Below are 385 nucleotides of genomic sequence, written 5' to 3'. Positions count from 1 at the left end.
TACGCCGACAGCGACCTAAACGGCGACGCATCGGCGTACTGGTTCAATCCGGAGGCCGAGGGCTGGGGCATGGACCCTTGGAAACTGGTCGAAGGCGTGGACCCCCACACGCAAGGCTGTTCGATGGATGTTTGCTTTGCCGACGGTTCAAGCAAGACGGTCGGGCCGCTGATGACGTTCTTTCTCAGCGCGAAGGATGCTGCGCGCCTAGCGGCGCTCAAGGGGCAACGCCAGGAGTGAGCTGGCTTTCTGTAAATGACCTGTCCCCAAATTTTAGCGGCTAAAGGTGTTGACGTGCGAGAAATGTTTAGCTAAACTTCTCTCATGTGCTGGCGGCTGTCACCGCTATGTTCAACCAAGGCGCGGAGCAAATTATGGGTGTTAT

At 56.9% G+C, this 385-nt stretch carries 1 protein-coding gene; it reads left to right on the top strand.

The features are described from left to right. The coding region (locus AC0L3J_RS37610; protein ID WP_473350461.1) for a DUF2761 domain-containing protein at positions 1-240 on the top strand (240 nt) is incomplete at its 5' end. Between the last annotated feature and the right edge of the window lie 145 nt (positions 241-385).

This window comes from Bradyrhizobium sp. Kon37 (genome assembly GCF_055807535.1).
This window is presented reverse-complemented; position numbering and strand designations above follow the sequence as displayed.